Origin of the sequence: Oceanobacillus sp. FSL W7-1304 (assembly GCF_037969805.1) — a bacterium.
GTDB lineage: Bacteria > Bacillota > Bacilli > Bacillales > Amphibacillaceae > Oceanobacillus > Oceanobacillus profundus.
Map to the genome: position 1 here is coordinate 1984292 of NZ_CP150211.1, position 25172 is coordinate 2009463.

At 38.2% G+C, this 25172-nt stretch carries 26 protein-coding genes; 6 read left to right on the top strand and 20 right to left on the bottom strand.

From position 1 onward, the window contains the following. Positions 1 to 5 precede the first annotated feature (5 nt). The 5 genes from NYE61_RS10040 to NYE61_RS10060 all read right to left on the bottom strand — a co-directional run bounded on the left by NYE61_RS10040 (position 6) and on the right by NYE61_RS10060 (position 4152). Positions 6 to 710: a PepSY domain-containing protein gene (locus NYE61_RS10040; RefSeq protein WP_303449043.1), complete on the bottom strand. Its 705-nt coding sequence runs from the start codon at positions 708 to 710 to the stop codon at positions 6 to 8. A 30-nt stretch (positions 711 to 740) separates the two neighbouring features. Further along, entirely contained in the window at positions 741 to 1286 is a 546-nt protein-coding gene (locus tag NYE61_RS10045) for a PepSY domain-containing protein (RefSeq protein ID WP_251660411.1), read from the bottom strand. Positions 1287 to 1448: 162 nt separating this feature from the next. After that, positions 1449 to 2054, bottom strand: a complete 606-nt coding sequence (locus NYE61_RS10050) for a PepSY domain-containing protein (RefSeq protein WP_095311841.1) — start codon at positions 2052 to 2054, stop codon at positions 1449 to 1451. Positions 2055 to 2110: 56 nt separating this feature from the next. Next, positions 2111 to 3463 (bottom strand): HAMP domain-containing histidine kinase, encoded by a 1353-nt coding sequence (locus NYE61_RS10055; RefSeq protein ID WP_303449046.1) that lies wholly within the window; start codon positions 3461 to 3463, stop codon positions 2111 to 2113. Then, entirely contained in the window at positions 3460 to 4152 is a 693-nt protein-coding gene (locus NYE61_RS10060; RefSeq protein ID WP_303449048.1) for a response regulator transcription factor, read from the bottom strand. The genes NYE61_RS10055 and NYE61_RS10060 overlap by 4 nt, the downstream gene beginning before the upstream one ends. A gap of 132 nt (positions 4153 to 4284) precedes the next feature. Here NYE61_RS10060 and NYE61_RS10065 point away from each other — a divergent pair, with 132 nt between their 5' ends. Next, positions 4285 to 4902 carry a VOC family protein gene (locus NYE61_RS10065; protein WP_303449050.1) on the top strand — a complete coding sequence of 206 codons (618 nt, stop codon included), beginning with the start codon at positions 4285 to 4287 and terminating at the stop codon, positions 4900 to 4902. A 68-nt stretch (positions 4903 to 4970) separates the two neighbouring features. Here NYE61_RS10065 and NYE61_RS10070 read toward each other — a convergent pair whose 3' ends face one another. The 3 genes from NYE61_RS10070 to NYE61_RS10080 all read right to left on the bottom strand — a co-directional run bounded on the left by NYE61_RS10070 (position 4971) and on the right by NYE61_RS10080 (position 7454). Beyond that, a complete protein-coding gene (locus NYE61_RS10070) occupies positions 4971 to 5291 on the bottom strand; it encodes a thioredoxin family protein (protein WP_095311832.1) in 321 nt (106 codons plus the stop codon). Positions 5292 to 5352: 61 nt separating this feature from the next. Next, positions 5353 to 6165: a DUF368 domain-containing protein gene (locus tag NYE61_RS10075; RefSeq protein WP_303449053.1), complete on the bottom strand. Its 813-nt coding sequence runs from the start codon at positions 6163 to 6165 to the stop codon at positions 5353 to 5355. Between the two features lie 131 nt (positions 6166 to 6296). After that, positions 6297 to 7454 carry a CapA family protein gene (locus NYE61_RS10080; RefSeq protein ID WP_303449055.1) on the bottom strand — a complete coding sequence of 386 codons (1158 nt, stop codon included), beginning with the start codon at positions 7452 to 7454 and terminating at the stop codon, positions 6297 to 6299. 314 nt (positions 7455 to 7768) lie between these two features. On the opposite strand from NYE61_RS10080, the gene NYE61_RS10085 reads away from it, so the two are divergent. Both NYE61_RS10085 and NYE61_RS10090 read left to right on the top strand, forming a co-directional pair. Beyond that, positions 7769 to 7951: a hypothetical protein gene (locus NYE61_RS10085; protein ID WP_095311826.1), complete on the top strand. Its 183-nt coding sequence runs from the start codon at positions 7769 to 7771 to the stop codon at positions 7949 to 7951. A 106-nt stretch (positions 7952 to 8057) separates the two neighbouring features. Further along, positions 8058 to 8912 (top strand): arginine deiminase family protein, encoded by an 855-nt coding sequence (locus NYE61_RS10090; RefSeq protein ID WP_251660398.1) that lies wholly within the window; start codon positions 8058 to 8060, stop codon positions 8910 to 8912. A 122-nt stretch (positions 8913 to 9034) separates the two neighbouring features. Here NYE61_RS10090 and treR read toward each other — a convergent pair whose 3' ends face one another. The 8 genes from treR to NYE61_RS10130 form a co-directional block, all read right to left on the bottom strand. After that, positions 9035 to 9751: a trehalose operon repressor gene (gene treR, locus NYE61_RS10095; protein ID WP_095311824.1), complete on the bottom strand. Its 717-nt coding sequence runs from the start codon at positions 9749 to 9751 to the stop codon at positions 9035 to 9037. Positions 9752 to 9875: 124 nt separating this feature from the next. Continuing rightward, positions 9876 to 11546, bottom strand: a complete 1671-nt coding sequence (treC, locus tag NYE61_RS10100; RefSeq protein WP_095311823.1) for an alpha,alpha-phosphotrehalase — start codon at positions 11544 to 11546, stop codon at positions 9876 to 9878. Between the two features lie 24 nt (positions 11547 to 11570). Continuing rightward, positions 11571 to 13511 (bottom strand): PTS system trehalose-specific EIIBC component, encoded by a 1941-nt coding sequence (gene treP, locus NYE61_RS10105; RefSeq protein WP_339317401.1) that lies wholly within the window; start codon positions 13509 to 13511, stop codon positions 11571 to 11573. A gap of 291 nt (positions 13512 to 13802) precedes the next feature. After that, positions 13803 to 14879 (bottom strand): PQQ-dependent sugar dehydrogenase, encoded by a 1077-nt coding sequence (locus tag NYE61_RS10110; protein ID WP_303449062.1) that lies wholly within the window; start codon positions 14877 to 14879, stop codon positions 13803 to 13805. A gap of 122 nt (positions 14880 to 15001) precedes the next feature. Next, positions 15002 to 15166, bottom strand: a complete 165-nt coding sequence (locus NYE61_RS10115; RefSeq protein WP_339317403.1) for a hypothetical protein — start codon at positions 15164 to 15166, stop codon at positions 15002 to 15004. 142 nt (positions 15167 to 15308) lie between these two features. Next, positions 15309 to 17135, bottom strand: coding sequence for a translational GTPase TypA (typA, locus tag NYE61_RS10120; RefSeq protein ID WP_095311817.1), 1827 nt, complete (start codon positions 17133 to 17135; stop codon positions 15309 to 15311). A 130-nt stretch (positions 17136 to 17265) separates the two neighbouring features. Beyond that, entirely contained in the window at positions 17266 to 18621 is a 1356-nt protein-coding gene (locus tag NYE61_RS10125; RefSeq protein ID WP_303449064.1) for a HAMP domain-containing sensor histidine kinase, read from the bottom strand. Positions 18622 to 18623: 2 nt separating this feature from the next. Continuing rightward, entirely contained in the window at positions 18624 to 19310 is a 687-nt protein-coding gene (locus NYE61_RS10130; protein ID WP_095311813.1) for a response regulator transcription factor, read from the bottom strand. 220 nt (positions 19311 to 19530) lie between these two features. On the opposite strand from NYE61_RS10130, the gene NYE61_RS10135 reads away from it, so the two are divergent. Both NYE61_RS10135 and NYE61_RS10140 read left to right on the top strand, forming a co-directional pair. Then, a complete protein-coding gene (locus NYE61_RS10135) occupies positions 19531 to 20853 on the top strand; it encodes a trypsin-like peptidase domain-containing protein (RefSeq protein ID WP_303449066.1) in 1323 nt (440 codons plus the stop codon). A 246-nt stretch (positions 20854 to 21099) separates the two neighbouring features. Next, positions 21100 to 21870, top strand: a complete 771-nt coding sequence (locus NYE61_RS10140) for a zinc ribbon domain-containing protein (protein ID WP_303449070.1) — start codon at positions 21100 to 21102, stop codon at positions 21868 to 21870. A 70-nt stretch (positions 21871 to 21940) separates the two neighbouring features. Here the strand turns inward: NYE61_RS10140 and NYE61_RS10145 are convergent, their stop codons facing one another. Beyond that, positions 21941 to 22600, bottom strand: coding sequence for a TraR/DksA C4-type zinc finger protein (locus NYE61_RS10145; protein ID WP_303449072.1), 660 nt, complete (start codon positions 22598 to 22600; stop codon positions 21941 to 21943). Positions 22601 to 22831: 231 nt separating this feature from the next. On the opposite strand from NYE61_RS10145, the gene NYE61_RS10150 reads away from it, so the two are divergent. After that, complete coding sequence (locus NYE61_RS10150) at positions 22832 to 23704, top strand: NAD(P)-dependent oxidoreductase (protein ID WP_303449074.1); 873 nt, start codon at positions 22832 to 22834, stop codon at positions 23702 to 23704. A gap of 114 nt (positions 23705 to 23818) precedes the next feature. Here NYE61_RS10150 and NYE61_RS10155 read toward each other — a convergent pair whose 3' ends face one another. The 3 genes from NYE61_RS10155 to NYE61_RS10165 all read right to left on the bottom strand — a co-directional run bounded on the left by NYE61_RS10155 (position 23819) and on the right by NYE61_RS10165 (position 25084). Next, on the bottom strand, positions 23819 to 24112 hold the full coding sequence (locus tag NYE61_RS10155) for a hypothetical protein (protein WP_303449076.1): 294 nt from the start codon (positions 24110 to 24112) through the stop codon (positions 23819 to 23821). Continuing rightward, positions 24084 to 24797, bottom strand: coding sequence for a class I SAM-dependent methyltransferase (locus NYE61_RS10160; protein ID WP_303449078.1), 714 nt, complete (start codon positions 24795 to 24797; stop codon positions 24084 to 24086). Before NYE61_RS10160 ends, NYE61_RS10155 begins: the two co-directional genes overlap by 29 nt. 89 nt (positions 24798 to 24886) lie before the next feature. Next, positions 24887 to 25084: a cold shock domain-containing protein gene (locus tag NYE61_RS10165; RefSeq protein ID WP_067726342.1), complete on the bottom strand. Its 198-nt coding sequence runs from the start codon at positions 25082 to 25084 to the stop codon at positions 24887 to 24889. Positions 25085 to 25172: the final 88 nt, after the last annotated feature.

The following is a 25172-nucleotide window of genomic DNA, read 5'->3' on the forward strand; positions in this document are numbered from 1 at the left end:
TTGCATCAATCATCAATTTCTAAATCCATAAACAGAATTTCTCCTGTATATGCATCGATCTCTATCTCTGCCTCATTGTCTCCATCTGCTATTTCTACTTCATAGATAAGCCGATCATCATCATCGTCGAGTTCAATTCCTTCTATCGTTCCTGAAAATTCAGCTAATGCAATACTTCGCGCTTTATTCGTTCCAATTACTGCTTTTTTTGCCTGCTGTTGCTTCGATTTAGGCTCAGAATTATTCGTTTCATCATTAGTTGACTTTACAGCTGCTTTTTCAGCTTCAGATTTAGAATCTTCACTCTTGTCACTGTTCAGTTGGTTTAAAGGTTGTTTTTCTTTTATAGTGATTTCATTTTCATCTTGTTTTTCCTGCTTATTTGCGGTTGGTTTAACTTCTTGATCAGTCTCTTGTTTATTTGCTTTCGACTTTTCCGTTAAATCCAATACCTCACCAGTATTTCCATCAATTAACAGATTATATTTTTGACTATCAATTTCTAGATTGACTTTATAAACGGGATTTTTTGACTCATCATCCAACCCTACTTCCGTAATTTTCCCTGGATATTGATCGTCCACCTGTGTCATAACATCTTTTCTGGTAAGGTTAGGCTCAGCTTTTACAATAAGCGAATGTGAAATGCCAAGCCCCAGGATTGTAACCGTGATGATCGCACCTAGCAATATAATAAGCTTCTTTCTCATTTAGGCCCCCCCTTTTTCAGAACGACTTTATCAGTCGTCGTCTTCTGTATCAATTTCCATTTCTAAAATTTCTCCGGTTAATGCATCAATTTCAAATTCAGCCTCTTTATCGCCATTTCTTACTTCCATCTCATACACGTAACGTCCGTCATCCTCATCCAGCTCAAACTCTTTGATTGTTCCATCGAATTCCTTCAATGCAATTTCTCTTGCTTTTTGATCTCCGATTAAATTCTCAACGGATTTATTCTGTGCAGCTGTAGTTTCACTTTCATTCTTTTTGTTGAAATTTGTTTCTTTGTGCTTTTCATTTAGAACTTCACCTGTATCGCCATCTAATTTCAATTCATATTCTACACCATCACCTTGAATTTCTACCTCATATACAGTTTTATTACCTTTCTTATCAACTTCCAACTCTGTAACCGTTCCTGGATATTGATTTTGAATCAGATCACTAATTTCTTCCGAAGATAAAGTTGGGTTTGCTTGTGCTGCATCTGAATGATAGACCCCCATCCCAATAACTGCTGCCGCTGTTACAGTACCAATTGCAATACCTAATTTCTTTTTCATTTGTAATTCCTCCTTGTTTTCTTGTTACCTTTATCTTAAACAGGTGGAATGAAAGTGCACTGTGAATAAGATTAGAATTTGATGAGAAAAAAATAAAGTTTTTATCAGAAGACTTTTCCACTAAAAAAAACTGACAGCGTTCAATCGCTGCCAGTCTGTATCTTAATCATCGATATCAATGTCTAAGACCAAAATCTCCCCTGTGTAGGCATCGATTTCGACCGTTGCCTCATCTTCTCCGTTCTCGATTTCTATTTCATAAATTTTTCTTCCGTCATCCTCATCTAGCTCTAAATCTACGACAGTTCCAGCAAATTCTTTAAGCGCAATTTCTTTAGCTGCATCTTGACTTAGCATTGCATTGGATGCACCGTTTTCCTTTTTCTCTTCCGTTTGTCCAGGTTCATTTGTGCTTGGTTCTTTATTAGAATCGTTCTCTTCTGCTTGATTATTATCATTTTGTTCGCTGCTTTCAGTTGTTGCTTCACCTAATATTTCTAAGTCAGTCACTTCACCAGTATTTCCATCTAATGTAACAGCATAGTTATTTCCTTTGCTTTCAATTCTAACTTTATAAATTGCCCCATCTTCATTCTTTTCTAGATCCGTTGTTGTAATTGTTCCTGGATATTGCTCTTGAACAAGATTTTCAACTTCTTCCTTCGACAACTCTGGCTCGGAGGATGAAGCACCCGATTGATAGATACCAAACCCTAAAGCAAGGACTCCAACGAGACAGACTCCAGCAATAATTAGCTTTTTTCTCATAGATTCACTCCTCTCGTTATAGAATCCATTTTACTATTATAAAAATAAAACCTGTGCTACTCCCTATACGGCAAACAAAGCGTAAAGGTCGATCCTTCTCCAACTTTACTGGATACAGAAACTTCTCCATGATGCTCCTCTGTAATTACCTTTGCAATTGCTAAACCGAGTCCTGTTCCACCAGTTTCTCTGCTTCTCGCTTTATCCACGCGGTAGAAACGGTCGAATATCCGCTTTTGCTCATCTTCATGTATTCCTTGTCCATGATCCTTTACTTGAATAATCACATCATCATTCAATTTTGAAGCACTGACATTTATTTTATCATTACTGTATTTTATTGCATTTTCGATGAGTATATAAATAACTTGTTCAAGTTGATCACGATTACCATAAACCATTAAGTCGTCTGCATTTTGCTGGAAATTAATCTTACGTGCATAAGCCTTCTCAAATGTTTCTACCGTCTCCTCGGTAAGCTCTCCGAGATCAACACGATTCATTTCTTGTGCTTGGCGATTTTTCGCGAGCGATAAAAGCTGTTCCACGAGCTTTTTCATTCGATCTGCCTCTGAATCAATCGCTTCAATTGACTCTTGCAGCAACTCGGGGTTTTCCATTCCTCGACGTTCTAACAGCTGTGCATAGCTTTTGACAATCTGTATTGGTGTTTTCAGTTCATGTGAAGCATTCGAAACAAAAATTTCTTGTTTTTCAAAGTTATCTCTCAAGTAATCGATCATCTCATTGAACGTCATTTCCATTTCGTATAGCTCATCCTTAGAGCGGTTTTCTAGATTGATTTTTTGCCACTTGGCATGCTTCGTATTATCCTTCATCGTTTGGATTAATTTCTGAATCGGATTTAATAAAAATCGCCCTAATAGTGTACCGGCAATGATAGAAGGTATCAGCATAATCGCACCTGCTACGATGAGTACATAGAATAGCGTCTTCATCGTTTCTTCTAAATGATTGAGATGGTTGGAAAGCTGCACGGTCACAATCTCACCGTTATTCCATATAACTGGTCTTGTAATAATAGCTACATCCGGTCCATTTGCCTGAGTTTCAATTGTTTTACTCTCTGTTGTCACATACTCCCATGGCAAGGTTTCATATGCTCCAGATTTCGTTTGTAGAATGAACGGTCTGTCATTTTCATCAATTACACGAATCATCCCGTTTGTAGGGAGGTAAGCTTTGATCAACCTTTTGGCTTCTTCATTCGATATATCTGGATTATCTGCTAGCGTTTCGGTAAGTGCATCCATTTGAACGGCCATTTGTTCAAGATCACTATCTGCAGCTATTTTATAAAACAAAAAGTAAATCGATGTATTAACTAATAAGACGAGTACAAGCATAAATAAACTAGTAAAAAGCTGTATTTTCGTCCGTAATTTCATTTCTCATTATCCTTTATCGTATATCCGACACCTCGAACAGTTAGAATATATGCTATGTCATAGTCTTTATCGATCTTTTGTCTCAAATAACGAACGTATACATCTACCACATTCGTATCGCCATAATAGTCAAATCCCCATACTTGCTCGATTAATTGCTCTCTCGTTAATACGATATTTTTATTTTTTAATAAGCAGACAAGTAAATCGAATTCACGAGGTGTTAGTTCAATTAATTTACCTGCTCGTTTAACTTCGTGACCATTTAAGTTTACAGCTAGATCTCCAACCGATAACAGCTCGCCGGTAGCGTCTTTTTGAACTGGCTTTCTTAAATGCACCCGGATGCGTGCAAGCAATTCCTCAATTTGGAATGGCTTCGTAATATAATCATTTGCACCAAGATCTAGTCCACTCACCTTATCGTGGATCTCATCCCTTGCTGTCAATAAGATAACCGGCGTTGTTTCGTCGTTTCTTCTCACTCTTCGCAGTACTTCTAATCCACTTAATTCCGGAATCATGATATCTAATAATACAAGATCCCAGGATTTTTCTTCCATTAATCGAAGTGCCTCTTTCCCATTTGCAGCAATTTCAGTTTGATAGTTTTCATATTCTAGTTCAAGTTGCAGAACACGGCTAATCTTCTGCTCGTCCTCCACAATCAATATTTTAATTTCACTCAAAATCCCCACCAACTTTCATTCTAGGTATTATTACTTTTTTAATTTTATAATTTTATTTGCTATTATTATACTATAGAAACCATCGCTGGAACGACAGTCCCTATTACACATTTTAAAGGAAGGGTGTTCACTATGTTAGCATTAGACCACCTAATTATCGCTGCAAACGATCCTGAAAAGGCAGCACAGCAATTCGCACAAAAATATGGGGTTAAAGTCATCCAAGGAGGAGAGCACCATAATTGGGGAACGTATAATTATCTTTCTTATTTTAAAAATGATTGTTATCTCGAATGGCTTGGTATTTTCGATGAAGCCCTCGCAAGAAAATCTGGTAACCCATTGATTCACCAGCTTGTCAAAGCTTTAGATAATCATGTGGAAGCGCCGATTCAATATGCCCTTCGCACCAATCAAATCGATGCATATATAGCGCATTTTAATGCAGAGGATATAAGCTATAATGGCCCAATTCCTGGCAGCAGGAAAAGAACTAATGGTTCGACATTAAATTGGCGCATGCTGTTCCCACTCTCAGAAAACACCGCGCTTCCCTTTTTAATTGAATGGGGTACTGAGAAAAATGTCCCCGAAGATAACGATTTAATCAATGAACAAAAGCTTCATACTGTTATGACTCCTCATGATGTTCAGGCATATTCGTTACGTGTAGAAAACGGTGCTGTGAATTTAGAAAATGCTTCTTTATTTATAAAGCAAGGTAAAAATTTAACGTTTACGTTTGCTTAAATGGTTCATTAACAATAACGATATAAAAAACAACACCCGATCATTTCCAATCATGATCGGGCGTTTTATTAACCTAATTGCTGCTGTAAAAATTCTGATACAGACTCAGGTGACTTCGTATATGCGCTATGCTGATGGGCAAGCTTCTCACCATTTTGGAAAATCAAAATACTTGGAATTCCCATTACCTGATGGTTTTCTGCAACACCTGCCACTTCATCGCTGTTCACTTCATACCATTTATAATTATTAAATTCTTTTATAACATCACCAATAAACATGTCCAGCACTTTACAATCTGGACACCAGTCTGCGTAAAATTTAACAATTACTGGTTCGTCACTTTGAATGATTTCATTAAACTGCTCAGCCGTTTGAATAGCTTCCATAACTGTTCACTCCTTTTTCCTTTTAACAATGATTATACGCTTCTTTCATTTCTTTTTCACGTTACTTGTATTCAATTCCTCTAAGCGTAATGGCAGCAAGAAGACCAGCGATAAAGGTTGCCACACTAACGAGCAGCATCGGCACGCTCTCTGGCCATCCAGGGAAGACAGCAAAGCTCGAGCCTATAACCAATCCAATGATTACAGCAAATGTACCGGTATAATAATGATTCAGGAAAAATGCGACAACCTTGCTCATCACAATAAATCCTATCGCAATTCCTAACCCAGTAACAATAATAATATCGAAATAAAGATTACTTATAGCTGAGATGATTGTGGAGTATACACCAATAAGCAATAGCATAAACGACCCACTAATACCCGGAATAATCATTGCACTGCTTCCAATAAACCCTGAAAAGAAAAGCAAGATGTAAGTAGAAGTTGTAACATTTTCAATTACTGTTCCTTCATTTGGATTTAGAAAAGCCAACATTGCAACAACAATTGCCCCAATCCCCAACATCACATAATGCTTCGATTTAAATTTCTGTTTAGCTTCTGCTTTATAAAATAAATATGGCAGGACCCCAAGGATTAATCCGAGAAAAAAGAACTGCGTTGGTCCCGGATAATGCTCAAACAGCCATTCAATCAAACTCGCAAGTAAAAAGATGGCTATTACCATCCCAAGTCCTAAGGGAATTAAAAATCCGATATGTTTTTTCCATTCCTTACTAAAGATGCCGCTGATCGCAGCAATCAGCCTATCATATATTCCTAGTAAAACAGCTATCGTTCCACCACTTATACCAGGAACTAAATCTGTAGCTCCCATTAATAGGCCACGATATATATTTCTCCATTCCATCTATTAACGATCTCCTTTATGTACACGAACTATAATAACTGCAATGTTTATCATACCAAAAAACACCAACAAATTATAGAAAAACCTGTATACGAAATCCCCATCTTCTGGAGAAAAGATGGGGGCCATTATTATTCCATAAACTCAAGCTCTGGCATCCATTGTGACAGATGCGCTTTTATTTCCTTATAGTGTTGATGCGCTCCTTTAAGCTCATCCTTTGTTAGAGTGTACATTGGTGTCACTTCATAATTTGTAAAATCCTCACTAAATGTCACATAGGTTGGCATGAACTTCGGTGAATGAACTTCCAATTCTTCTGCATCACCTTTGACTATTTTTTTAATGGAAAGTGTTAATATTCCACCAATTCGCTGGTACAGATCCTGTTGATTCGAAAGGAAATTTCCTAATGAATACATTACAAAGGTTTCATGTCCATCTTTACCTGTCACCCACTCCATTGGCTGCAGGACATGTGGGTGATGGCCAATTACAATATCGACTCCTTGATCAGCTGCAAACTGTACAAGCTCCTTTTGTTCTTCATTTGGCATTCGCTCATTTTCATTCCCAAAATGGAGGCTTAATGTAACAACATCCGCTTTTTCCTTTGCTAGCGCTACTTCCTCGGCAATACGATCTTTATCAATCATATTCACTAAATAGTCTTTGCCCTCTGGCACAGGAATTCCATTTGTTCCATACGTATAAGAGAGAAACGCAATGGATATATCTTCTTCTGTTTCATAGATTCGTAGATTTTCACGATCCAGCTGATCTTTATATGCACCTGTATACATCATATCAATTGTTTCCCATTGACTAATTGCATTTTGAATCGCAGCCTCACCACGATCTAACGTATGATTATTAGCCAATGTAACAACATTGACACCTACCGCTTTCAATGCATCACCAACTTCAAAAGGACTATTAAAGGAAGGATATGAGGATAATCCAAGCTCTTCTCCACCAATCATCGTCTCTTGGTTTGCTACTGTTATCGTTGAAGTCTCTAATGTATCTTTGACCCTTTCAAGCATAGGAAGAAAATCATATCCTCCCTCTGTCTTTGCATCCATATAGACTGGACTATGGATAAGAATATCACCAATCGCTGAGATTGTAATTTCTTTACTAAAGCTCGGGAATTCTTTAGAAGCAACGACTGAACCTCTAACTGCATTGCCTTTACCATTCGTTACAACTATTTTATCTGCACATCCAACTAAAATAAAAGCAGCTACACATAATAATGCAAGCAAAATAGTTATCCGCTTTTTCATATAATAATCTCCTAACCTGTATTTGTCTCCATTCTACCATCGTTATGACAAATTGTGATTAGAAAATCTAAAATTCGATAATAGGATTTTTTATAATTCATTTTTTCTTTCATATACACATTGCAGATAGCAATATAGGGCTCTTTTTAAAATAGTTTTATGGAAGGGATGTCGGACATAAGCATAAATTTCTTTTGTTAGCAGAAAGTAAGTCGTGTGTAATTCATTTCAGCTTTTGCTATAATATTAGTAATAAGAAAAAATTCCTATATTACCAATCCCAATTCATACATATAATTACTGAGGTGTTGCGTGTGAAACGATATCTTACATCCATTTTCATTGCTTTAAGTGGGATTATTATTCTCATTGGGGTTATGTCTGACATATACTGGGGTGGTGTTGCAGCTTGGGGATTAGCTATTATTTGCTTACTAACCGCAGCGTATTATACCAAATATATCCCCAATGAAAAAAAACGTAAGAAATCCAAATAATAATATTTAAGCAATAGTACTTACTAACCGGTTACTACAGCAATCCAATTATCCGAAGCATACATATTATGAGGTAAACGATCGACTAGTGATTGGGGGAGATGAAGTGAACACAGAAAAAAACAGAGATACTGCTTACTGTCATAATGAATATGATCCATTGAAAAAGGTAATTACGGTTTCTCCACGCTATATGCAAATTAATGAAGTGATCAATCAAACCCAAGCGTATTATGTAAACGATAATATTAATCAAACAAAAGCAGTAGAGCAACATGCCAACCTTATCCATCACATGGAATCCATTGGGATTGAGGTTATCAAACTGAACGAATTAGAGCACTTGAATGAGCAGGTGTTCACGCGTGATATCGGTTTTACGATTGGAAATACGTTTTTTGTATCTGCAATGAAAGAAGACATTCGTAAAAAAGAGCAGAACATATTATTAGATTGGCTACAGCGAAACAAAGTTGCTTATTTTCCATTCGAGACGGCATCAATTGAAGGTGGAGATGTCATTATTGATCATTCAAAGGTTTGGGTCGGAATCAGTGACCGTACTTCTAAAGAGGCAGTAGCTGTTCTACAAAGCCAGCTTCCGAATCATGAAGTATCTCCCATTAAGTTACGAAAAGATATTCTTCATTTAGACTGTATTTTCAATATTATCGATGCTCAAACTGCATTAATATATCCACCAGCTATGGATTCTGATGCTTATCTTATGTTAAAAGAAGAATATACACTCATTGAAGTAACAGAGGAAGAACAATTCCACTTAGGTCCCAATGTACTTTCACTTGGAAATAAACACGTTATTAGCCTGCCTGAAAATAAACGCATGAACCAAAAATTAACCGAAATGGGCTTTCGAATCACCGAAGTACCGTTTTCTGAAATTATTAAGTCTGGGGGATCCTTTCGCTGCTGTACGTTACCATTAATTCGAACGTCCTGATAAAGTGAAATTTCATTCATTGGGGATATTACAGCTCGCTAATGTATGCTAAAACAAATACCAGCCTTCTAGTGAAGGCTGGTATTTTAATATTATAGTTTCATTTGAATAAAACCTGCTACTTAATTCTTTACTCTTCTCGCAAAGTCAACAAATCGAAATTTGTCCGGTCGATGCCTGGACTCTGTGCACTGAAATAAATTAGCATCCTGTAAATAAACCTGACTTCGGATAACGACAATATTTGAGAAACCTTCTAAGTCCAATAATTTCCGGTCCTCTTCTGTTGGATCTTCCACGACAATTTCTTTTTGTGCAAAACCAATCTCCAGTCCTAGATTATTCTCGATATGATGATAGATTGATTTCTCACATATATCCAGGGAAAGCAAGGGAACATAACGCTCCGTGAAGTAATCTTTATCCAAAATAATTTTCTCTCCTGAAATCTCTCGCACTCGCACAACATTCCAAATGCGCTCACCTTGCGTCATTGCTAACATTTTAGTTATCTCATGATTAGCGTCCAGGTACCCCAACTGATGCACTGCTGTGCTACTCTCCAATTGAAGCTTCTCTGCCAGCTCTGCATAGCTTTCAATACCGGAAACAGGAAAAGAAAACTTATGAATATCAATCACAACCGATCCCTTTCCCCTCACCTTTTGAATATAGCCATTGTGCGATAACAGATTTAACGCCTTTCGTATTGTTTCTCGTGAGGTGTCATACTGAATCGATAATTCATTTTCAGAAGGTAACAGCGTAGATACCGGCCATGTATTTGCTTGTATTTTGTTTACTAAATCATCGTAAATTGCTAGATATTTCTTTTGCATGTCTTAAACCTCATTACGTTGCATAATCAAGAGGAACTTGCTTCACTCAGCAAGGGCTCTGTTTCAGCAAGAATATGACCTAAAATAAAATCCCAGCGATTTTATCACGCTTGGAGAAGGGATATTACATCCCCGGTGATGCGTGATAAACAATCGATTCATAAGGTCTTAAACTTAACTGCTCCAGCGACTGTGGTGAATCAGCGTAATTGGATAACAAAATTTCTGGATTTGCTATTTTCTTGTCCAGCTGTAAATCTACCGTTGCATTATCTCCAGAAAAATTACTTATAACAATCAGCTTTTCGCCATTCCAGTTTCTTGTATATGCAAATATTTTAGGATCATCCTCAAATAGTAGCTGGTAGTCCCCATACGTAATAATATCATATTTCTTCCGTAATTGAATCAACTGCTGATGGTGATAAAAGATAGAATTTTTATCCTCTAAAGCTCGATTAACATTGATCTCAGGATAATTAGCTGCAACATTGATCCATGGCGTTCCAGATGTAAATCCTGCATGCTTTTCATTAGACCATTGCATTGGTGTGCGCCCATTGTCACGTGATTTTTGCTGTAAAATCGCTATTGTTTCCTGTTCTGATTTTCCACTGTCTCGTAATGATTTGTACGCATTTAACGACTCTACATCACGGTACTCATCAATGGAAGTGAAATTAGGATTTGTCATCCCAATCTCTTCACCTTGATAAATATATGGCGTACCTTTCATCATATGAAGTGTGGTGGCAAGCATTTTTGCTGATTCACGGTGCAGCTTCGTATCATCACCAAATCGCGATACAGCACGCGGCTGATCATGGTTACACCAGAATAAAGCATTCCATCCGTTTTCTTCGTGCATCCCAACCTGCCAATCCGAAAGAATTTTCTTCAGCTTTAAGAAATCAAATGGAGCTTTTGTCCACTTTTCTCCATGTGGATAATCCACTTTCAAATGATGAAATTGAAATGTCATCGAAAGCTCTTGTCGCTCAGGTTGTGTATAAAGCACACAAGCTTCAAGTGAGGTTGACGACATTTCACCGACCGTCAGCATATCGTATTTTGAGAATACTTCCTGATTCATTTCATTTAAATATTCATGGATGCGGGGTCCGTCTGTATAAAATCTGCGACCATCCCCAATGTCGTCATTTGGAAAAGTTTGATCTTTTGAAATTAAATTAATAACATCAAGCCGGAATCCATCAATTCCTTTTTCCGCCCAAAAACGCATCATATCAAAAAGCTTTTCACGCAGCTTTTCGTTTTCCCAATTCAAATCAGCTTGTGTTCGATCAAATAAATGCAAGAAATATTGTTCCGTTTGTTCATCATATTGCCAAGCAGAGCCACCGAATTTGGATTGCCAATTGTTTGGCTCTTCCCCATCAACCGGATCTTTCCAAATATAGAAGTCACGATATGGATTATCCTTGGATTTCTTTGCCTCTTGAAACCATTCATGCTCTGTTGATGTGTGATTAATAACAAGATCCATAATCAGCTTCATATCACGTCGATGTGTTTCTTCTAATAGCTCCTCAAAATCTTCCATGGTTCCGTAGCCTGGTTCAATGGAATAGTAATCACTGATATCATATCCATTGTCATTTTGCGGTGATTTATAAACCGGTGTTAACCAAATAACATCGACACCTAGTTTTTTCAAATAGTCTAATTTCGAGATAATACCTTGAATATCTCCTGTTCCATTTCCTGTTGTGTCGTGAAAACTTTTTGGATAAATTTGATAAACGACTGACTTTTTCCACCATGCTTCGCTCATATTTTCACTCCTAATCTAGTTGAATTAATGTGTATTTAATTTTCGTTTTGCAATAACGTACGTAATGACAAAAGGTAAAATGATTACAATTGCCATTCCGATACCAAACGAAACCCATCCAGATGGAACAATGGAAAGAATTCCTGGTACTCCGCCAACACCAATGGAGGTTGCAAGTACATTTTGCATCGTAATAAAGGCACCAGCAATAGCAGACCCTGTAACTGCTGCATAGAATGGATACTTATATTGCAGGTTAACTCCAAACATGGCTGGCTCTGTAATTCCTAACCAAGCCGAAATCCCAGACGTACCTGCAAGTCCCTTTAATTTCTCCTCTTTTGCAACTGCCATTATCGCAAATGCTGCAGCACCTTGCGCAATGTTAGATAGTGCAAGAATTGGCCATAAGAATGTCGTTTCTGTACTGCCAATCAGCTGTAAGTCTACTGCTAAGAAGGTATGATGCATTCCCGTGATAACTAATGGTCCATAGATTGCTCCGTATACGAGACCACCAATGATTGGTGCTGCTTCAAAGATAGCGATCAAACCGTCTGTAATCCAGTTTCCCACTGTAAACGTGACTGGCCCAATAATAATGAAGGTTAAAAAGCCTGTAACGAGTAATGCAACTGGAGCAACGATTAATAATTGCAACGAATCAATAACACGTTTTCTCATAAATAGTTCAATCTTTGCTAATACCCAAGATGCAAATAATACTGGCAATACTTGGCCTTGATAACCAATCGCCTCAATTTCGAACCCGAATAAATTCCATATTGGTACTTCTCCAGCCTCTAGTGCTGCCCCATAATCCCAAGCATTTAATAAGTCTGGATGAACCATGATTAAACCAAGTACAACACCTAACAGTTCACTTCCACCAAATCGTTTCACTGCAGACCAACCAATTAAGGCAGGTAAGAAGGTAAATGCAGTATTCGCGATTATATTAATCATACTTGCCAGGCCAGCCCACTGTGGATACATTTCAATCACTGACGGTGCTTCTCTGCCAAAGATTCCAGGGTTAGCTAAGATATTATTAATCCCCATTAATAGTCCTGCTGTAATAATTGCAGGAAGAATTGGAATGAAGATATCTGCCAGTACTTTAATTCCTCGCTGTAATGCATTTTGCTTATTGCCACCAGCAGCTTTCACATCCTCTTTCGATGCCTCCTGGATGCCGGTTTCATTGACCATCGCCCGGTAAACTTTATCTACGGTCCCTTGTCCAATAATAACCTGAAACTGACCGTTAGCAGAGAAAGTTCCTTTTACAATATCCATCTGTTCTAATGCTGCTTTATCAACCTGATCCTCATCTGTTAAAGCAAATCGAAGTCTGGTAACACAATGTGTTGCCGCTTCCACGTTTCCTAATCCACCAACAGCTGTAACAATGGCTTCGGCTTCCTCACTATACTGTGTTCCCTTTTTTGTGATTGTTGAACGTTCTTCTTTCTTTTCTTCTTTTATGTTAGCCTTTAGAAACTGACTCTCTCCGGCTATAACACTTTCTTCACCCGTTTTCTCCAGGTTCTCAATTTTATCTCCGTTTGTAATTATAATTGGTGTAATGACACTAGCGGCTTTCCGCTTAATTAATTCAAAATCAAAGGTTACAAGCGGATCTCCTATACTTACTTGATCGCCTTCATTCACATGAACCTCAAAGCCCTCTCCATCAAGATTAACTGTTTCCAATCCAATATGGATAAGGATCTCAATTCCTGATTTACTTTTTAATCCAATTGCATGCTTTGTTGGAAACGTAAGTGTTACTTCACCATCAATTGGCGCAACTACTTTTCCCTCCGTCGGCTCAATTGCAAGTCCATCACCCATCATCTTTTCAGAAAAGGTTGGGTCTGGAACATCTTTTAATGGTATGCGCTTACCAGTAAGCGGTGCATATATTGACTCTACTGCTCGCGTTTTCTCCTCGTTCACCATCCTAAACCTCCTATAATGCTTGTTTATATTATACTCCTAATCTTGTATATACATGTTACGTTAATTAGTATAACTTGTATATACAAGATTTGCAAGTGCTTACATAGGAGTTGTTTTGGAAAAGGTGTGTCACGTTTACCTTTCCCTTTATAATGCGCAACTAAAACCCATCATTTTTCAATGAACAAAAGCGCAAGCACCCGGGTAGCAAGTTATCCACAGCATTCAATTTTTATAATTTCCTGCAAGTAAAAAGCCCTTCGTCCGTTAACCGAACAAAAGGCTTTCAAACTAATGTAATTGATTTTTCGGAATAGGTATATACAACAGGCGATCATCGTTTTCTGCAGGGTCACCTCTACCATCGGTATTATTTGTAATAATGTATAGACCATTCTCTGCTGCTAACACATCTCGCACTCTTCCCACATCGGATACAATCAATTCTTCCGTTTCATTCACCGGATCCATTTTCCTTAGTCCTTCCCCTCGTAACGAAGCAAAGTAAACGTTACCTTCATAGTAATCTATACCAGATGGTGCCCATGTTTCATCTCCTGAATGAATAACTGGGGTTTCCATCCCATCCTCCACTTCATCTCCCTCAATTATTGGCCAACCATAGTTAGCACCTGGGTTAATTTGATTGATTTCATCATGTGCTTGATTTCCGTGCTCTGAAGCAAACAATTCACCTTCTGGGCTCCATGCAAGTCCTTGAGGATTACGATGGCCATAGGAAAATACATATGAATTAGCAATTGGGTTGTCCTCCGGGATTGAGCCGTCCAAATTAAGCCGAAGTATTTTTCCTGCTAAACTATCTTGTTCCTGTGCTAATTCCGGAATTGATGCATCCCCAGTCGTCACATATAATTTATCATCTGGGCCAATCTCCATTCTTCCACCATGATGAAAGGCTCCGCCAGGAATTTCATCTAATAGGACATCTGTTTCTATCCAATTATCATTTTGTTCTTCAATCGTTACAACACGTTGATAGGTTTCCCCCTTTTCCTGATAGGAATAATAGGCATACGCTTCATTCGAATCAGGAAAATCCTCTGGAATTACAGTACCTAAGAGTCCAGCTTCTGCTTCATCAGATAGTTCCCTTTCCAATTGAACTTCTTTTCTTGTCTGCTCCTCCCCATCAATTGTGACAATTGAGCCAGTTCGCTCACTAATATAAAAAGTATCACCAAGCTTTGCGATTGACCATGGGGAATCTAAATTCTCAGCAAGCACTTCTCTTTCTTCTTCGGGGACAGCTTGTTCCGTATTGTTTTGTTCCTCCTCGGGTTTTTTTTCACCTGGTGTACTATTTTCTGTTGTGCAACCTGCAAGACTTAAACAGATAAAGGCCATAACAAATACTCTGTAACGGATATGGAATCATCTCCTTTTTGGTAAATAAGTCAGTATAAGTCTACCCCTTGTTTTTTATATAAACGAGGAACTAGATCTCCCCTTGCACCTACATCTTAATTTTACTTGAAATAATTAATAAACAAACTACCTATTATGATAACTAAAACAACTATTATCATAAAACCAGGACTTCCAATAAACGCTCTGTCAAATGTATCTCTATGATCTTTTTTATCCCTATCCATAAAACCCAACTCCCTATCGAATATTTTAGCTGCTTTCATTCTAACGAATTAATCGCTGTTTTAAAATCATTTAGAATTGATTATTATGAAATATCGGGCAACAATGAATAGAAATGTGTGTATTGATTGGCAAAAACAGAAACAGCAATGGTAATTTACTCACCATTGCTGTTTCTGTGACTTATTTACTTTTCTTCGCTGCTTTTTCACGTTCGTTTTTATTTAAAATCTTCTTACGCAAGCGAATTGATTCTGGTGTTACTTCACAATACTCATCATCATTTAGATACTCTAACGCCTCTTCTAGAGACATATCACGCGTTTTGCGGATTGTGGATGTTTGATCTTTTGTAGCAGAGCGGACATTCGTTAAATGTTTTTCTTTCGTAATATTAACGGTTAGATCATTTTCACGGTTATGCTCGCCTACAATCATTCCGGCATAAACTTCTGTACCTGGATTAACGAAGATGACTCCGCGGTCTTCTAATCCCATGATTCCATATGTTGAAGCTTTTCCATTTTCCAATGCAACAAGTACACCTTCACGTCTGCCGCCAACTTGCCCTTTGATTACTGGCTCGTATGCATCAAACGTATGGTTTAAAATACCATAACCACGAGTTTGTGACATGAATTCTGTAGAATAGCCAAGCAATCCACGAGATGGAACTTTAAATTCAAGACGAACTTGCCCATTTCCATGGTTTACCATATCAAGCATTTCACCCTTACGTGCCCCAAGTGACTCCATAACTGCTCCAGTATATTCTTCTGGCACATCGACTTGTACACGTTCTACAGGCTCGGATTTCACACCATCAATTTCCTTAATGATTACCTGCGGCTTAGAAAGCTGCAGCTCGTAGCCTTCACGACGCATGTTTTCAATTAGAATGGACAAATGAAGCTCACCACGCCCAGAAACAATCCATGCATCTGGTGATTCTGTTGGGTCAACCCGCAGACTCACATCTGTTTCTAATTGCTTCAGTAACCGCTCCTCGATTTTACGAGAAGTAATATATTTTCCTTCGCGACCAGCAAATGGACTGTTATTAACAAGGAATGTCATTTGTAATGTTGGTTCATCAATGCGTAGACGCGGTAGCTCCTCTGGATGATCTGCTGGACAAATTGTATCTCCTACATTAAGATCCTCCATACCAGACACAGCGACAATATCCCCTGCTTTTGCTTCTTCAATTTCAATCCGTTTTAATCCAATGAAGCCAAATAGCTTCGTAACACGGAAGGATTTATTCGTTCCATCCTCTTTCAGGACAACAACCTGCTGGCCAACTTTGATTGTGCCGCGAACAATTCGCCCGATGCCAATCCGTCCAACATAATCATTATAATCAAGCAATGTTACTTGAAACTGTAATGGTTCTTCACTATTATTAGCTGGTGCTGGGATGTGCTCCATAATAGTAGTGAAAATCGGATCCATTGTTTCCTGCTGATCATCTGGTTCAAACCCTGAAGTTCCATTTAATGCAGATGCATAAACGACAGGGAATTCAAGCTGGTCGTCATCTGCACCAAGCTCGATGAAGAGATCAAGCACTTCATCAATAACATCGTTCGGCCTTGCATTTGGTCGATCTATTTTATTTAAAACAACAATAGGTGTTAATTTCTGTTCTAATGCTTTCTTCAATACAAAACGTGTTTGTGGCATTGTTCCCTCGTAAGCATCTACGACGAGTGCTACACCATCAACCATTTTCATAATACGCTCTACTTCGCCACCAAAATCAGCGTGTCCTGGTGTATCTAAAATGTTTATTGTCGTATTTTCTTGATACTTTACTGCAGTGTTCTTCGCCAAAATCGTAATTCCACGCTCACGCTCAATATCACCTGAGTCCATCGCACGTTCATCAACTTGTTCATTTTCACGGAAAGTTCCGGAATATTTTAAAAGCTGATCTACTAATGTCGTTTTACCATGGTCAACGTGGGCAATAATTGCGATATTACGAATATCTTCTCTTAATTGCATAAAAAGTACGCCCCTCTATTATTCACAGGATGTTCAACTAGAAAATTATATCATATTATTTTCATTTGAACAGCTTTTTTTACAATTTCTTTAAAAAACTGTTCTCCATTGGTGACAATTATTGCAAGCATTAGCCTTTATCCATGCCTTTTCTTTCTTGAAATAAATGAACCTCAAACTTTGCACCACCAAGCTCCGATTTTCCAACTACTATTTTCCCGTTTGACTGTTCCACAATTGCGCGTGCAATTGCTAGTCCTAAACCAGTTTCCCCGTCTTTTCCTTTAACAAACCGATGAAAGATTTGTTCTGCTTGCTCCTCTTCAATACCTTCTCCATCATCTTCAATGATAATCGCTACATATCGCTTTTCTTGAATGACTCGAATAGAAACCTCTGATTTCGCATGACGAATACCATTAAAAACAATATTCAATAGAGCTCTTAAAAATTTTTCCTCGTCGGCAACAAATTCAATGTTTTCATCCACATGATGATGCAAATGAATTCCTCTTTCATTGATTAATGGAATAACACGATCAACAACTTGGGCAATCAATAACTCTCCTTCTATCGCTGTTGGGGTATAGGAGGATGGTCCACTGTCGAGTTTCGCCAGTAGGATCATTTCATTTATGATTTCTTTTAAGCGCTTCACCTCGGAGACCATGACTTCTAACCCTTTTTCCTGCTCTTTATCCTCAAATATTCCATCTTTAATCCCTTCCGCATAGCCTTGGATAGTCATCAATGGTGTCTTCAATTCATGGCTGGCATTTTGGAAGAAGGTTTGCTGTGAATTCATATATCTTTCCAGTTCCTTGGCCATTTCATACACACTTTGCTCTACTTCTTTAATTTCTCCAGTTGCCTTTACTCGATTCATCTCGTTAAACTTTCGCTTTTCAATTTTCTTTAGCTCTCCCTTTAATTGGGAAAGTGGTGTAACGAGCTTATTTGTCATAAAATAACTAAGTAAAACAGCGGCAGCAGCTCCTATTAAGAAAACGAGAAGTAAGCGGACAAAAAAGCTTTGCTGTACAACTGTTAAATCATGCATCGGTGTAAGCAAGATCAATTCTAATCCAGATATCTCCGGATAGAACAAAATTCTGGACGTGACAAATCGCTCATTTCCATACTCCCAAAGTGTTTGATCGGTTGCCGAGAAATTATTCGATTCAAAGAAATCACTGGCAACTGGAGCGGACATTGTAGACATTAATACAGCGTCACGATTTCGATCATATAGAAAAAGCTGCAAGTCCTGATCCTCCAGAAATTCATAAAACTGTCTGTAATCACCAACCGTTTCAAACTGTTCGTTAAGAAAACTAACTAAAAGCTCTCCCGTTTCCTTCAATTGCCGCTGTTCGTCTTGGATTAGCAAATCAAGAATCAACGAGTAAATAACATAGCTAGCTGCTGCCATAATGACTAGTAGCAGCGTTGTAAAGGCCGCATTTAGCTGTGATTGAAGTTTCATCATTACTCCTCTTCTTTACGCAGTCTATATCCATAGCCCCACACCGTTTCCAGCGGGATATGGTCCATTTTTTTACGAATCCTTTTTACTAAATCATCTACAGCACGATCACTTCCGAAATAATCATTCCCCCAGATTTTTAGTAATAGCTCTTCCCTCGAAAAAGCCCGGTTCGGATTTTCGGCAAATAGCAACAACATCTCGTATTCTTTAGATGTTATTTCATATTCTTTTCCTTGGAAGAAAATTCGACGGTCTTCCCTGTAGATTAAAAGATGGTCCACCTTCAGCCTGTCTGTCTCTTCTTCAGCGTGATTTTGTTTTGGCTGCGTTCGCCGGAAAAGTCGCTTCACTCTTGCAATAAGCTCTCTAGGACTAAAAGGCTTTGTTAAATAGTCATCACCGCCTAATTCAAGTCCTAGAATTTTATCGATTTCTTCATCTTTCGCAGAGATAATGATAATCGGTACATCACTTCTCGTACGTATTTTTTTACAAAATTCATAACCATCCATTCCTGGCAGCATGATATCAAGAATCCACATATCAGGCGGGTCATTTTCCCAGAGCTCCCAGCCTTTTTCTGCAGAATCCATAATCGTTACGTCATAGCCTTCTTTCTTTAAATAAGCAGAAACAATATTTTGGATGTTCGCGTCATCTTCAACAAGTCCAATATGATAATTCATGTTATGTCACCTTTTTCAATTAATAATAGAGGTTGTTTAAAAATCCGATAAATAGGTTCAGAAACTTATTCTAGTTCTATTTTTACATAAACCGACCATTCTTCACACCAATATGTACCATTACACATTTTTTCCACATTTATCCCAAATAGTTCCCAACATGGTTCTCTATAATAAAACTATACAATAGTTTCTATAACAAACAAGGGAGGACACTTTAATGGATAATAACAATGACTTTCATAATAAAGACGATCGTGATTCCAATTTCCTTGATCATCCAGACGTACAAGAGGAAAAAGCAGAAGCAAGTAAATCGGAAGAAAATAATACAGATAAACACACATACAAGTCAGAAAAGAATGAACCGACCTCCAATAAGAAGCGGACTTTTAGCGGACTCGGCAGCGGACTCGTTGGTGGTATAATTTCGGCTGTTATTGTTGCGCTTTTGTTCACAAATAATTTGATTCCAGGAGACACAGTTGAAACGAATAACAATGAAACAACAGAAGAGACTTCAACACCAAACATTGTCGAAACACTTGCCACAGAGGAGGCGGATGTTTCGACCAATATAAGTGAGGTCTCTGAAGCAGTAGTAGGTGTCGTTAACATGCAGCAGGGAAATGTTTGGGAAGGTAGTCAGGAGGCTGGCACTGGGTCTGGAATTATTTATAAAAAAGAAAATGGAAAAGCATATATCGTAACGAATCAGCACGTTGTTGCCAATGCCAAAGAGGTTGAAATTGTATTAAATGATGATGAACGTATACCAGCAACTGTACTTGGCGGGGATACGCTTACCGATTTAGCTGTGCTAGAAGTTGACGGTGCATCAATTGACACGGTTGCAAAATTTGGAACTGCCGATGAATTAGCAGTTGGTGAAACAGTACTTGCAATCGGAAATCCATTAGGTCTAGACTTTGCAAACACTGTTACAAAAGGAATAATTAGCGGGCTAAATCGAACTGTAGAGGTTGATACAAACAAAGATGGCCAAGCGGATTGGATAACGGAAGTGCTGCAAACAGATGCAGCAATTAACCCTGGTAATAGTGGTGGAGCATTAGTGAACTCGAATGGAGAAGTTATTGGTATCAACTCCATGAAAATCGCTCAAGGTGCTGTAGAAGGGATTGGTTTTGCCATTCCAGCAGATGCTGCACTTCCGATTATGGAACAGCTCGAAACAAATGGTGAAATATCACGTCCATTAATCGGGATAAGCACCGCATCACTAAATCAAGTGCCACCACAATACCGATATGAAATCAATCTCCCAGAAGATATTAAAGGTGGTATGGTTGTCGCAGATGTACAATCAGGCTCTCCTGCAGATGCGGCAGGTTTACAGCAATTTGATGTCATTACAAAAATTAATGGTCAGGAAGTAACATCCATCCTTGAATTGCGGAAGTACTTATATTCCGAAACAAATATCGGCGATGAAATTGAAATAGAATATATTCGTGACGGTGAACGTCAAACAACGAATATAAAGCTTGTTGAACAAACTGAGCAAACTGAAGAGAATTAATAAGTATGAGCACGGGTCTGCCTTAAAATACATTTTTTAAGGCAGACCCGTTTTTTAAATGAATGATGACGAAACCAAAGTCGTCCACTTTTCGTACATATAGCATAAGCCCTTGAATAAGAATGATATAGTTGCTTTTGGCTACATTCTTCCGTAAACTCATTTTGAACAAGGTATTTAGTAGAACTTTGTCGAAAGTAGATGGTATAAGTCATCTGCTTATCAAATTAGAAAGGAAGTGTAAAAATGATCTGTCCATCTTGTAAAGAAGAAACAGAATCAGGAAAATTTTGTACGAATTGTGGAGCATCACTGACACACGAGGAGGCTGCAGCAACTTCAGATCCTAATCCAAATCTTACATCAGAAGTAATAGCTGCTGAACCGAAACAACCTGCTACTACGGAAAATCAATCGACCAACGAAGCATTGGAAAAAGGAAAACAAGTAGCTGGTAACTTTGGAAACTTCTTCTTAACATTGTTAAAGAATCCAAGCCATGCACAGAAAATTGATGGTAAGGAATGGATCTCCGGAACTATAACGATCGCCATTTTTATTTTATTATTCTCCCTTAGTACCTTTATCACATTGAATAGCAGTTATTTCGGTACGACGTTTGTTGAAGGCTTCCTAGCGCCATTTTTACGATTGTTAATTTTATTCGCAGTTGTTATCGCCTTGATTTTTGGTGGTTTAAAGGTAGCTGCTCACAAAGCAACGATTACGGCTACTACCGCTAAAGTAGGAGCTTATCTTGTTCCTTTCCTTACCATTGCAATTTTAGGTGTACTACTTGCATTTGTAGGGCTCCCATTTGCTGGAACGTTGATTTTAATTAGCCTAGTAGCTCCAATTTTGCTTATTCCAACATTTATTATGCTTGAACAGCCAGTTAACGGATTTGATTCTATTTATGTATTGATTGGAATTTATATTGTCGGTATGCTTATTGCTGGTTATCTTATCCAACAAATGATTTTTGCATTTTTAGGTGGTATAACGGACTTATTTTAAATAACGATTCATTAAGTGCAAAAAAACCTATTTAAGAGAAGGCTCCTGGCTGGTTACAGGAGCCTTTTCTTTATTCCTCATGTTTATCATCATTTGGTGCGACACCAGTAAATTTTCCATGAATATCTGCAGCAAGTATATTTTCTAAATCTTCAACAGATCCTACATTTTCGTCACTGTTTGGAAACATATCATTATAATGCTCTTTATCACCATAGAAATCAGATGGGGTCTCTGAAGTTCCATAGCGACTAACTTCCTGCCATGCATCCTCAGCATCATACCCAACTTGCTCCTCATCTGTGACTTCGTCTGGATTTATGTTTGGACTGAATACTTCTTCTTCAATTGGACGCCCTCGGTTAAACGCTTCGGACTTTGCGTGCTCTATACATGTATCTGTTGTCGGAACTGCAACCAAACGCTCGTAAGGAATGTCTGCACCGCATATCTTGCATATACCATACGTTCCTTCTTCTAGCGCATGAAGGGCTTTATTGATTTCTTCCAATTCCTTTTCAGCATGTTCATTAAGTGCTAAATCCTTTTCTCTTTCAAAAAGTTCGCTCCCTGTGTCGCCAGGGTGATTGTCATAATTTGACAATTCACCAGACGTTTCCTGAGCAAATTCATATTTCATTCCAAAGTGATCCTGAACGTGTTTAATTAATTCCGATTGCCGGATAGTTAAAGCTTCTTTGCATTTGGATAGTTGCTCTTTACGGATCATTGCTATCCCCTTCCATCAATATGATTACTGCTAACTATACTATGTGTAGATGGAGCGTATTGATTCTATAATACCGCTCCCAAATCATGTCAATGCGGGGAATCTTCCCCTTCTCTATTGTTATAAACTACAACTTATTCTATCTGTTTTATATTTTCCAGCCTGTGAAAAAGGATTCAAGCAAGAATTGTCGAATACTTATATAGAATGGATTATAAGGAGAGACTAGTTATGCTTACTAAAGATACAACAATAGGTTTTGTCGGAACTGGAGTTATGGGGAAAAGTATGGCAAGAAATCTGCACCAGGCTGGATATACGATAAACATCTATACGCGCACAAAAGAAAAAGCGAAAGAATTATTGGAGCTTGGAGCTGCCTGGAAAAGCTCTGTAGCTGAGCTTGCTTCATCTTCGGACGTCATTATTACGATGGTTGGGTATCCAGTTGATGTAGAAGAGGTATATTTCGGCGAAAACGGTATTTTGGAAAATGCAAAAGCGGATAGCTTTGTTATCGATATGACCACCTCTAAGCCATCGTTAGCAAAGACCATTTATCAAAAAGCAAAAGAAAAAGATATTCATGCTTTAGATGCCCCTGTTTCTGGTGGAGATATTGGCGCGAGAAACGGCAAGCTATCGATAATGGTTGGTGGTGATGAAGAAGCTTTTTCAACACTTCTTCCACTATTTGAAGTAATTGGTAAGAATATTATGCTACAAGGTGAAGCAGGTTCCGGCCAGTATACGAAAATGGTAAATCAAATAACGATTGCTACTACAATGATTGGTGTTTGCGAAGCCATTGTTTATGCAAAAAAGGCTGGCCTTGACCCGGAGCGTGTTCTCGAAAACATTTCATCTGGTGCAGCTGGAAGCTTTTCACTTTCAGTGCTTGGTCCCCGTATGCTTGCAGGCGATTTTGCTCCTGGTTTTTACATTAAGCATTTCATTAAAGATATGACGATTGCACTGGAATCTGCAGAAGAATTGGGACTTGAGACTCCTGGGCTATCCCTGTCATTAAAGCTATATAAGGAACTTGCTGAGAATGGTGAGGAAGACAGTGGAACGCAGGCACTAATTAAATGGTTTGAATAGCAGCAAAGCGCATACGCCCGTTTAGCGGAAGTATGGACTGCCCCCGTACATTGGGGTGGTTCAGCTGATCGAACATTCATACGCAGGAGATAAAGAAAGCGGGAATACACCAAATCAGTTATCCCGCTTTTCTATATGTTCTTGAACGATAAAGGCTAAATCATCATTACCAAATAATTGCAGTACATTTAATACGGTTTGATCAGTAATCTCAGCTGATTCTTTGGCGGGTACCGTCTCCCCTATGATCTCTATTAGAGCATTGTTTTTCAGCTGACCTGGATATGCCTTTTCATAAAGTTCAACTGGATCCAGCTCGTTATTAATACACCACTGCGAATAAATCAATATCATCATTTTTTCATCGTTTTGATAGCTCTCAATAACTTGTTTGTCTTTTTCGTTCATTGTATTCACCTGCATTTCTTAACATAAATACCCACATAAAAGAGAGTGATTGCTTTAATTTTAACGGAAGATCATGATAATGTCTTTTTTCCACCCCTGCTTTATAAACGCCGTAGCTGTCAATACATTTTAAGGAAAGCTCTGAAGCAAGTTGACTAAATTCCCATGGCATCATGGTATTGCAAATTACCTTTTGTCCATGTAAACGCGGATAGCTATTTGTTCTTGGTCCAGCTGTCGGCCCAAGAACACCAACGCAGAGTATTCCATTTATGTTTACAACCCGCTTCATTTCCCGCAAAGCAAAGAGTGGATCTTCTAACCATTCGAGTATATTGATTGCCATAATCCCGTCAAATTCTCGAGCTGCAAATGGAAGCTTATTAACATCACCTTGAAAAAAATGAATATTATCCTTTTCACTAGACTTCGCAATCCGAATCATTTCCGATGACAGGTCAATACCAGTTACATTATAACCACTATTGTACAGTTTGTGTGTGCCGTATCCATCTCCGCAGCCGATATCAAGTAGCTTACTGCCCAGACTAACAAAATTATTCATAAATGGAAGAACATCTTTTCTGCTTCCATTGTCCCACATATCTCTACTTCGTTTGTTCCAAAATACTGCACGCTTATCCCACTCGGTTTCTGCCTCGTATTTCCAGTTAAATGAAGCCATCTCAATCCCCCTCGTATAAATGTATCCAGTCCATAATCAAAAAAAGACTTATCCCGAAAAGGGACAAGTCTTTATTATAATTATATTGATTATAAACGCGTAACGTTAGCAGCCTGAGGCCCGCGGTTACCTTCTACGATTTCAAATTCAACTTCTTGACCTTCTTCAAGCGTTTTAAAGCCTTCAGCTTGGATTGCTGAGAAATGTACGAATACATCGTCTCCATCTTCACGCTCGATAAAACCAAAACCTTTTTCTGCATTAAACCATTTTACTTTACCAGTCATTTGATTGACCTCCCTATACAATATCGTGCAAAGTAATTGAATCATAAATACTTTTACACCATCTTGAAAAAGAGATCGTAAAGTATTA

What these genes read in the sequence shown, in the direction of transcription:
- NYE61_RS10040 (WP_303449043.1), bottom strand. Translation starts at nt 710, where the DNA reads ATGAGAAAGAAGCTTATTATATTGCTAGGTGCGATCATCACGGTTACA.
- NYE61_RS10045 (WP_251660411.1), bottom strand. Translation starts at nt 1,286, where the DNA reads ATGAAAAAGAAATTAGGTATTGCAATTGGTACTGTAACAGCGGCAGCA.
- NYE61_RS10050 (WP_095311841.1), bottom strand. Translation starts at nt 2,054, where the DNA reads ATGAGAAAAAAGCTAATTATTGCTGGAGTCTGTCTCGTTGGAGTCCTT.
- NYE61_RS10055 (WP_303449046.1), bottom strand. Translation starts at nt 3,463, where the DNA reads ATGAAATTACGGACGAAAATACAGCTTTTTACTAGTTTATTTATGCTT.
- NYE61_RS10065 (WP_303449050.1), top strand. Translation starts at nt 4,285, where the DNA reads ATGTTAGCATTAGACCACCTAATTATCGCTGCAAACGATCCTGAAAAG.
- NYE61_RS10070 (WP_095311832.1), bottom strand. Translation starts at nt 5,291, where the DNA reads ATGGAAGCTATTCAAACGGCTGAGCAGTTTAATGAAATCATTCAAAGT.
- NYE61_RS10075 (WP_303449053.1), bottom strand. Translation starts at nt 6,165, where the DNA reads ATGGAATGGAGAAATATATATCGTGGCCTATTAATGGGAGCTACAGAT.
- NYE61_RS10080 (WP_303449055.1), bottom strand. Translation starts at nt 7,454, where the DNA reads ATGAAAAAGCGGATAACTATTTTGCTTGCATTATTATGTGTAGCTGCT.
- treR (WP_095311824.1), bottom strand. Translation starts at nt 9,751, where the DNA reads ATGCAAAAGAAATATCTAGCAATTTACGATGATTTAGTAAACAAAATA.
- treC (WP_095311823.1), bottom strand. Translation starts at nt 11,546, where the DNA reads ATGAGCGAAGCATGGTGGAAAAAGTCAGTCGTTTATCAAATTTATCCA.
- treP (WP_339317401.1), bottom strand. Translation starts at nt 13,511, where the DNA reads ATGGTGAACGAGGAGAAAACGCGAGCAGTAGAGTCAATATATGCACCG.
- NYE61_RS10110 (WP_303449062.1), bottom strand. Translation starts at nt 14,879, where the DNA reads ATGGCCTTTATCTGTTTAAGTCTTGCAGGTTGCACAACAGAAAATAGT.
- NYE61_RS10115 (WP_339317403.1), bottom strand. Translation starts at nt 15,166, where the DNA reads ATGAAAGCAGCTAAAATATTCGATAGGGAGTTGGGTTTTATGGATAGG.
- typA (WP_095311817.1), bottom strand. Translation starts at nt 17,135, where the DNA reads ATGCAATTAAGAGAAGATATTCGTAATATCGCAATTATTGCCCACGTT.
- NYE61_RS10125 (WP_303449064.1), bottom strand. Translation starts at nt 18,621, where the DNA reads ATGAAACTTCAATCACAGCTAAATGCGGCCTTTACAACGCTGCTACTA.
- NYE61_RS10130 (WP_095311813.1), bottom strand. Translation starts at nt 19,310, where the DNA reads ATGAATTATCATATTGGACTTGTTGAAGATGACGCGAACATCCAAAAT.
- NYE61_RS10135 (WP_303449066.1), top strand. Translation starts at nt 19,531, where the DNA reads ATGGATAATAACAATGACTTTCATAATAAAGACGATCGTGATTCCAAT.
- NYE61_RS10140 (WP_303449070.1), top strand. Translation starts at nt 21,100, where the DNA reads ATGATCTGTCCATCTTGTAAAGAAGAAACAGAATCAGGAAAATTTTGT.
- NYE61_RS10145 (WP_303449072.1), bottom strand. Translation starts at nt 22,600, where the DNA reads ATGATCCGTAAAGAGCAACTATCCAAATGCAAAGAAGCTTTAACTATC.
- NYE61_RS10150 (WP_303449074.1), top strand. Translation starts at nt 22,832, where the DNA reads ATGCTTACTAAAGATACAACAATAGGTTTTGTCGGAACTGGAGTTATG.
- NYE61_RS10155 (WP_303449076.1), bottom strand. Translation starts at nt 24,112, where the DNA reads ATGAACGAAAAAGACAAACAAGTTATTGAGAGCTATCAAAACGATGAA.
- NYE61_RS10160 (WP_303449078.1), bottom strand. Translation starts at nt 24,797, where the DNA reads ATGGCTTCATTTAACTGGAAATACGAGGCAGAAACCGAGTGGGATAAG.
- NYE61_RS10165 (WP_067726342.1), bottom strand. Translation starts at nt 25,084, where the DNA reads ATGACTGGTAAAGTAAAATGGTTTAATGCAGAAAAAGGTTTTGGTTTT.